The sequence below is a fragment of the Streptacidiphilus monticola genome (assembly GCF_042658505.1).
GTDB lineage: Bacteria > Actinomycetota > Actinomycetes > Streptomycetales > Streptomycetaceae > Streptacidiphilus > Streptacidiphilus monticola.
Genome location: NZ_JBHSQJ010000160.1, coordinates 1 through 7,507, shown reverse-complemented (window position 1 = coordinate 7,507; position 7,507 = coordinate 1). Strand labels below are relative to the sequence as shown.

The 7,507-nt window shown below is 73.8% G+C and carries 6 protein-coding genes; 3 read left to right on the top strand and 3 right to left on the bottom strand.

Going from position 1 to position 7,507, the window contains the following annotated elements:
* Positions 1-1,108 (top strand): M20/M25/M40 family metallo-hydrolase (locus ACFP3V_RS29825; RefSeq protein ID WP_380590257.1); only part of this gene is annotated, 1,108 nt, incomplete at its 5' end.
* A 364-nt stretch (positions 1,109-1,472) separates the two neighbouring features.
* Here ACFP3V_RS29825 and ACFP3V_RS29820 read toward each other — a convergent pair.
* Positions 1,473-2,657, bottom strand: a complete 1,185-nt coding sequence (locus tag ACFP3V_RS29820; RefSeq protein WP_380590260.1) for a thiolase family protein — start codon at positions 2,655-2,657, stop codon at positions 1,473-1,475.
* A gap of 135 nt (positions 2,658-2,792) precedes the next feature.
* Between ACFP3V_RS29820 and ACFP3V_RS29815 the strand changes: the two genes are divergently transcribed.
* On the top strand, positions 2,793-3,284 hold the full coding sequence (locus ACFP3V_RS29815) for a winged helix-turn-helix transcriptional regulator (protein WP_380590254.1): 492 nt from the start codon (positions 2,793-2,795) through the stop codon (positions 3,282-3,284).
* A 66-nt stretch (positions 3,285-3,350) separates the two neighbouring features.
* Positions 3,351-4,772, top strand: a complete 1,422-nt coding sequence (locus ACFP3V_RS29810) for a dihydrolipoyl dehydrogenase family protein (RefSeq protein ID WP_380590251.1) — start codon at positions 3,351-3,353, stop codon at positions 4,770-4,772.
* Here the strand turns inward: ACFP3V_RS29810 and ACFP3V_RS29805 are convergent.
* The gene (locus ACFP3V_RS29805) at positions 4,760-5,302 is read right to left on the bottom strand and encodes a PadR family transcriptional regulator (RefSeq protein WP_380590248.1); all 543 of its coding nucleotides are present in this window, start codon (positions 5,300-5,302) and stop codon (positions 4,760-4,762) included. The genes ACFP3V_RS29810 and ACFP3V_RS29805 overlap by 13 nt on opposite strands.
* Before the next feature lie 28 nt (positions 5,303-5,330).
* Positions 5,331-7,340, bottom strand: coding sequence for an NADPH-dependent 2,4-dienoyl-CoA reductase (locus ACFP3V_RS29800; protein ID WP_380590245.1), 2,010 nt, complete (start codon positions 7,338-7,340; stop codon positions 5,331-5,333).
* Positions 7,341-7,507 lie beyond the last annotated feature (167 nt).

The window sequence follows — 7,507 nt, the reverse complement described above, 5'->3', positions numbered from 1 at the left end:
GCCCACGGTGCTGCTCTACTGCCACTACGACGTGCAGCCCCCGCTGGACGACCACGCCTGGACCAGCCCGCCGTTCACCCTCGCCGAGCGCGACGGCCGCTGGTACGGGCGCGGCGCGGCCGACTGCAAGGGCAACATCGTCATGCATCTGACGGCACTGCGGGCCCTGGGCGACGATCTGCCGGTCGGCGTCAAGCTGGTCGCGGAGGGCTCGGAGGAGCAGGGCACCGGCGGCCTGGAGGCCTATGTCCCCAGCCACGCCGACGAGTTGCACGCCGACGCGCTGCTGATCTGCGACACCGGCAACGCGGCCGCGGGCGTCCCGACGGCGACCACCTCGCTGCGGGGCGTCGTCAACGTCGTGGTGAAGGTGGACACGCTGCGCGGCCCCGTCCACTCCGGCATGTTCGGCGGCCCCGCCCCGGACGCGCTGGCGGCGCTGATCCGGATGCTGGACTCGCTGCGCGACGAGAACGGCGGCACGGTGGTGGACGGCCTCGCCTGCGACGGCGCCTGGGACGGCGTCGGCTACGACCCGGACCAGTTCCGGGCCGACGCCGGGGTCCTCGACGGCGTGCAGCTGACCGGCGGCGGTGCGGTCGCCGACCGCCTGTGGGCCCGCCCGGCGGTGACCGTCCTCGGCATCGACTGCCCGCCCGTGGTCGGCTCCTCGGCCTCCGTCCCGGCGTCGGTCGCGGCCCGGGTCAGCCTGCGCATCCCGCCGGGGACCGATCCCCACGCGGCGCTGGCGGCATTGACGGCCCATCTGCAGAAGGCGGCACCCTGGGGCGCCCGCGTGGACATCAAGCCCGAGCAGAGCGGAGCGCCGTTCCGGGCGGCCACGGACGGCCCCGCGTACGCCGCGCTGGACGCGGCCGCGCGCGCGGTCTACGGCAAGCCGCTGTCGTATGTGGGGCAGGGCGGGTCGATTCCGCTCTGCAATGTGCTGCAGGAGTCCTTCCCGGACGCGGAGATCGTCCTGATGGGGGTGGAGGAGCCGCGATGCGCGATCCACGCCCCGAACGAGAGTGTGGATCCGGAGGAGCTGCGGCACATGGCAGAAGTCGAAGCCCGGTTCCTGGTGGAGTACGCCCGCCGTCCCCACTAGCTAGGCGGGGCCCCGTCAGGGGCCCTTGGGGCGCGAGGATCCCCACCCTTCGGGCGGGAGGTGCCGCCCCCACCCTTCGGGCGGGAGGTGCCCCCGCCGCGCGCAACACACCACTCGGGGAGGTCCGGCCTGCAATCAGGGTNCCCACCCTTCGGGCGGGAGGTGCCGCCCCCACCCTTCGGGCGGGAGGTGCCCCCGCCGCGCGCAACACACCACTCGGGGAGGTCCGGCCTGCAATCAGGGTCGAACCTCCGTGGGCGGTGGGCTGGTCGCGGTGGGGGCACCTCCCGCCCGAAGGGTGGGGGATCCCCGCGCCCCTGGGGGCTGCGCCCCCGCCAGGCCCCTGACGGGGCCTGACGGGGGGTCAGGTGAGGGCTTCGAGGATCGTGGCGTTGGCCAAGCCGCCTGCCTCGCACATGGTTTGCAGGCCGTAGCGCGCACCCCGCGCGCGCATCGCGTGGACGAGGGTGGTCATCAGGCGCGTCCCCGAGGCGCCCAGGGGGTGGCCGATGCTGATCGCCCCGCCGTGGACGTTCACCTTCTCCGGGTCCGCACCGGTCTCCTGCAGCCAGGCCAGCACCACCGACGCGAAGGCCTCGTTGACCTCGAACAGGTCGATGTCCTCCAGCCGCAGCCCGGCCCGGCGCAGCACCTGCTCCGTGGCGGGGATGACGCCCGTCAGCATCAGCAGGGGGTCCGAGCCCGCCACCGCGAAACTGTGCAGGCGGGCGAGCGGACGCAGGCCCAGCCGGGCCGCGGTCTCGCTGCTGGTGATCAGGACGGCCGACGCGCCGTCGTTCACCGGGCTGCTGTTGCCCGCCGTTACCGACCACTCGATCTGCGGGAAGCGCTCCGCGAAGCCCGGGTCCTCGAAGGCCGGGCGGAGCCCCGCGAGGATCTCGGGGGTGGTCGCCGGCCGCACCGACTCGTCCTTCGTGAACAGGCCGGCCGGCGTCGGGACCGGGGCGGTCTCGGCGTCGAAGAGGCCGTCGGCCCAGGCGCGGGCCGCGCGCTGGTGGGAGGTGGTGGCGAAGGCGTCCTGCTGATCGCGCGTCAGGCCCCACTTGGCGGCGATGAGTTCGGCGCTGATGCCCTGCGGCACCAGTCCCTCCGGGTAGCGGGCGGCCAGGCCCGCGCCGAAGGGGTCCACCCCGGCCGGGACGTTGGACCACATCGGCACCCGGCTCATGGACTCGATCCCGCACGCGACGACCAGGTCGTAGGCGCCCGCCAGCACACCCTGCGCGGCGAAGTGCACCGCCTGCTGCGAGGAGCCGCACTGGCGGTCGACCGTGGTCGCGGGGACCGACTCCGGGAAGCCGGCCGCCAGCCACGCGTTGCGGGTGGTGTTCATGGCCTGCTCGCCGACCTGGTCGACGCTGCCGCCGATCACGTCGTCGACCAGCGCGGGGTCGATGCCGCTGCGCTCGACGAGCGCGCGCAGGGTGTGCGCGAGCAGGTCCACCGGGTGGACCTGGTGCAGTCCGCCGCCGGGCTTGCCCTTGGCGACGGGGGTTCGGACGGCTTCCACGATCACGGCGTCTCGCATGGCAGGCATGTGAACTCCCTTGTCCCTCTTGGCCTTCCGGGCGGCGGCTACTAGTGAGTAGGAAAACTGGACTCACCATAGCGCAGTGGGTTGGAAAAACAAACCCACTCGGGCGCGGCGGGGTACCCTGGCCCCATGAGCCCGCGCACGCCCACCCCGAAGGCAGACTCCCGCCCGCACGCCCGCCCCTGCTCGGTGGCCGAGGCGCTCGGGGTCGTGGGGGACAAGTACTCCCTGCTCGTGCTGCGCGAGGTCTACTACGGCGTGCACCGCTTCGACGCCCTGCAGCGCAACACCGGCGCGCCCCGCGACATCCTCACCGCCCGGCTGCGCAAGCTGGTGGAGGAGGGGGTGCTGGAGAAGGTCCTCTACCAGGAGCGGCCCCCGCGCTACGAGTACCGCGCCACCAAGGCCGGCGAGGACCTGCGCTCCGTGCTGCTCATGCTGGCCCGTTGGGGCGACCGGCACCTGGTCGAGGAGCCCCCGGTGGTGTGGGTCCACGACTGCGGGGCGGAGCTGGATCCGAGGATCTGCTGCCGCGCCTGCGGCGAGGAGGTCCGGCGCGGGCAGGTCCGTCCCCGTTTCGACGACCCGACCTGGGACGCCCACGGACCGGTGGCCGGCTGAGCCGCGCCGCACAACCGTGACCCGTGCCTGCGCCACCCGCGTGCCCGGACAGGGCACCATGGGCGGGTGACCGCAGCGCAGGAGCAGCAGACATACGACGTCATCGTGATAGGCGCGGGGCCGACCGGGGAGAACCTGGCCGACCGGGCGCATGCCGGCGGACTCTCCGTGGCCCTGGTGGAGGCGGAACTCGTCGGCGGGGAGTGCTCCTACTGGGCCTGCATGCCCAGCAAGGCGCTGCTGCGCCCGATGGCGGCGCGGGCCGACGCGGCCCGGGTCCCCGGGCTGGAGGCGCCCGCACTCGACCCGGCCGCGGTGCTGGCCACCCGTGACGCCTTCACCTCGCACTGGCACGACGACGGGCAGGTGGCCTGGGCGGAGGGCGCCGGGCTGAGCGTCGTACGCGGGCACGCCAGGCTGGCCGGACCGCGCCGGGTGGTCGTGGAGGGTCCCGGCGCTAGCCTGGAGTTGACGGCCCGTCATGCCGTGGCGGTGTGCACCGGCACCTCGGCGGTGCTGCCCGACCTGCCCGGCCTCGACGCCGTCCAGCCGTGGACCAGTCGCCAAGCCACCAGCGCGAAGGCCGCCCCGGAGCGGCTGGCCGTCGTGGGCGGGGGCGTGGTCGCGGTCGAGATGGCGGCGGCGTGGAACGCGCTGGGCAGCCGGGTGACGCTGCTGGTCCGAGGCGAGCGGCTGCTGGACCGGATGGAGGACTTCGCCGGCGGACTCGTCGCCGAGGGGTTGCGCACGGCCGGCGTGGACGTCCGCTTCGGCGTCTCCGTGCGCGGCGCGCGGCGGAACGGCGAGGTCGTGCTCGACCTCGACGACGGCAGCGAACTGCGCGCGGACGAGGTGCTGTTCGCGACCGGCCGCCGGCCGGCGACCGCGGATCTCGGCCTGGAGACGGTGGGCCTGGAGCCGGGCGGCTGGCTCCCGGTGGACGACACCGGGCTGGTGCAGGGAGTCGAGGGCGGCTGGCTCTACGCGGCCGGGGACGTCAACCACCGGGCGCTGCTCACCCACCAGGGCAAGTACCAGGGCCGCGTCTTCGGCGCGGTCATCGCCGACCGGGCCGCGGGACGGGAGCTGGACACCGTCCCGTGGGGGCGCAGCGTCGCGACGGCCGACGTGGCGGCCGTCCCGCAGGTGGTGTTCACCGATCCCGAGGCCGCGTCCGTGGGCCTGACGCTCGCTCAGGCCGAAGGGGCGGGACGGCGGGTGCGGGCGGTGGACTTCGAGATCGGCAACGTGGCCGGAGCCTCCCTGTTCGCGGAGGGCTACCGGGGGCGGGCGCGGATGGTGGTCGACCTGGACCGCGAAGTCCTGCTCGGGGCCACCTTCGTGGGGCCGGGCGTCGCCGAGCTGCTGCACTCGGCGACCGTGGCGGTGGTGGGCGAGGTGCCGGTCTCCCGGCTGTGGCACGCGGTTCCGTCCTACCCGACGATCAGCGAGGTCTGGCTGCGGCTGCTGGAGGCCTACCGCGGCTGATCGTGCGGGGCCGGTCGCGCCAGCTCGGCCAGGGCGGCGTCGAGCCAGGAGACCCAGTGGGACTCCAGGCTGATGCCGCCCTGCAGCACGAGGTGCTGCAGCCGGTCCTTCTCGGCCTCCGAGCGCGGGGTGAAGTCGCGCCGCTCGATGTCCAGGTACTCCTCCAACTGCGCCTGGTGCAGGGCGCGGTGGCGTTCCAGCTCGGCCGCGAGCCCGTCGCTGCCGACCACGGCCGCCGCGCGCAGCCGCAGCAGCAGGCTGCTGCGCAGCGGCTTGGGGTCCTCCGGCCGGGCCACCCAGGCGACCAGCTCCTCGCGGCCCGCGGGGAGCACCTCGTACTCCTTGCGCGGCCCGGAGGAGGGCAGGGCCCGGATCAGCCCCGCCTCCTCCAGTCGGCCCAGCTCCCGGTAGACCTGCTGGTGGGTGGCCGGCCAGAAGTACCGGATCGACTTGTCGATCCGCCGCGTCAGCTCGAGCCCGGACGAGGGCTTCTCGATGAGGGCGGTGAGGATGGCGTGGGGGAGCGACATGTGAGTGATCGTATGCCCGCGGCCCGGTCTACAGGCTCGCGGCCAGGCGGGTGCCCTGGTCGATGGCGCGCTTGGCGTCGAGTTCCGCCGCGACGTCCGCCCCGCCGATGACGTGGACGGAGAGGCCACGCGCCGTCAGTTCGTCCGCCAGGGAGCGGTTCGGCTCCTGGCCGGTGCACAGGATGACCGTGTCCACCGGGAGCGTCTGCGTCTCCCCGTCCACGGTGATGGTCAGGCCGGTGTCGTCGATGCGCTCGTAGCTCGCGCCCGCCACCATGCGCACGCCCCGGTGCTTGAGCTCGGTGCGGTGGATCCACCCGGTGGTCTTGCCCAGGCCCGCGCCGACCTTGCTGGTCTTGCGCTGCAGCAGCACCACCTCGCGGGTGACCGGTTCGCGCACCGGGGCGGTCAGGCCGCCGCGCTCGCGGTAGTCGGCGTCCACGCCCCAGGAGGCCAGGAAGTCGTCCTGACCCGCCGTCACGTACTCGGCCACGTCGAAGCCGATGCCGCCCGCGCCCAGGATGGCGACCCGGCGGCCGACCTCGGCCTTGTCCCGCAGCACGTCCAGGTAGCCGACGACGCTCGGGTGGTCCACACCCTCCAGCTGCGGGACGCGGGGCGTGACGCCGGTCGCCACGACGATCTCGTCCCACTCCCCGGCGGCGAGCTGGTCGGCGTCGACGGCCGCGCCCAGGCGCTGCTCGACGCCGAGGGTCTCCAGGCGGTGGCGGTAGTAGCGCAGGGTCTCGTCGAACTCCTGCTTGCCGGGGACCTGCCGGGCCACGTTCAGCTGGCCGCCGATCTCAGGCGCGGCGTCGAACAGGGTGACCGCGTGGCCGCGCTCGGCGGCGGTCACCGCGGCAGCGAGCCCGGCCGGGCCCGCGCCGACGACGGCGACGCGCTTGCGGAGCCGGGTCGGGGAGAGCACCAGCTCGGTCTCGTGGCAGGCGCGGGGGTTGACCAGGCAGGAGGTGATCTTCATGGAGAAGGTGTGGTCCAGGCAGGCCTGGTTGCACCCGATGCAGGTGTTGATGGCCTCGGGCGTCCCGGCGGCCGCCTTGGCGACGAACTCCGGATCGGCGAGGAACGGGCGGGCCATGGAGACCAGGTCGGCGTGCCCGTCGGCGAGCAGCCGCTCGGCGACCTCGGGGGTGTTGATCCGGTTCGAGGTGACGAGGGGGATGGAGACGGCGCCCATCAGCTTCTTGGTCACCCAGGCCCAGGCCCCGCGCGGGACGGAGGTGGCGATGGTGGGGATGCGGGCCTCGTGCCAGCCGATGCCGGTGTTGATGATCGTCGCGCCCGCCGCCTCGATCTCCTTGGCGAGCGCCACGACCTCGTCAAGGGTGGAGCCGCCGGGAACGAGGTCCAGCATGGAGAGGCGGTAGACGATGATGAAGTCCTCGCCGACGCGCTCGCGCACCCGGCGCACGATCTCCAGGGGGAAGCGGACCCGGTTCTCGTAGGACCCGCCCCAGCGGTCGGCGCGGTGGTTGGTCTGCTGGGCGATGAACTCGTTGATCAGGTAGCCCTCGGACCCCATGATCTCGACGCCGTCGTACCCCGCCTGCCGGGCGAGCCCGGCGCAGCGGGCGAAGTCCTCTATGGTCTGCTCGATCTGCTCGTCCGTCAGCTCGTTCGGGACGAAGGGGCTGATCGGCGCCTGCAGCGGGCTGGGGGCGACGAGGTCCTCGTGGTAGGCGTAGCGCCCGAAGTGGAGGATCTGCAGCGCGATGCGGCCTCCGGCGGCGTGCACCGCCCCGGTGACCACGCGGTGCTGCTCGGCCTCCTGATCCGTCGTCAGCTTGGCGCCTCCGGCCCAGGGGCGGCCGGCCTCGTTGGGAGCGATGCCGCCGGTGACGATGAGCCCGACCCCGCCGCGGGCCCGCTCGGCGTAGAACGCGGCCATCCGCTCGAAGCCGTCCGGGGCCTCTTCGAGGCCGACGTGCATGGAGCCCATGATCACGCGGTTGGGCAGCGTGGTGAACCCGAGGTCGAGCGGGCTGAGCAGGTTCGGGTACAGGGCGTGGCGCGTCACGAGTGCGCCTCCTCTCCGAGGCGGGGCGGGGTCCCCGCCACGGTAGGGCCCGAAGGGCCCCCATTGCAACCAGTTGCAGTGGCTCCCCGCGTGGGACCCTCAGCCGCCGACTGCGCGGGCAACACACCCCCGCGGAGGTCCGTCCCCGATCAACGGGTCGGACCTCC

What these genes read in the sequence shown, in the direction of transcription:
- ACFP3V_RS29820 (WP_380590260.1), bottom strand. Translation starts at nt 2,657, where the DNA reads ATGCGAGACGCCGTGATCGTGGAAGCCGTCCGAACCCCCGTCGCCAAG.
- ACFP3V_RS29815 (WP_380590254.1), top strand. Translation starts at nt 2,793, where the DNA reads ATGAGCCCGCGCACGCCCACCCCGAAGGCAGACTCCCGCCCGCACGCC.
- ACFP3V_RS29805 (WP_380590248.1), bottom strand. Translation starts at nt 5,302, where the DNA reads ATGTCGCTCCCCCACGCCATCCTCACCGCCCTCATCGAGAAGCCCTCG.